This window comes from Paraburkholderia sp. SIMBA_053 (genome assembly GCF_046534895.1).
GTDB classification, from domain to species: Bacteria; Pseudomonadota; Gammaproteobacteria; order Burkholderiales; family Burkholderiaceae; genus Paraburkholderia; species Paraburkholderia caledonica.
This window is the reverse complement of record NZ_JAWRXU010001838.1, coordinates 1-232: the sequence shown is the minus strand read 5'-3', so window position 1 is coordinate 232 and position 232 is coordinate 1. Positions and strand designations below refer to the sequence as shown.

Below are 232 nucleotides of genomic sequence, written 5' to 3'. Positions count from 1 at the left end.
CGATAACTGCCGAGCGCCCTGCCCTGAAAATCGATCGCGCCGTGCGAGGTTCTTTGCAGGCCGAGCAGTGCCATCGCGAGTGTCGATTTCCCCGATCCCGACTCGCCGACAATACCCAAGGTTTCGCCCTGCCGCACCGACACCGTCGCGTCGTCGACGGCACGAAAGCGCCCCGACCGGAACCAGCCAGCCATGCCCGACAGCTTCGTCCTGAAATCCACGCAGACGTCGC

At 64.7% G+C, this 232-nt stretch carries 1 protein-coding gene; it reads right to left on the bottom strand.

The genetic code is table 11. From position 1 onward, the window contains the following. Nucleotides 1-232 (bottom strand): ATP-binding cassette domain-containing protein (locus SB753_RS41880; protein ID WP_410805797.1); only part of this gene is annotated, 232 nt, incomplete at both ends.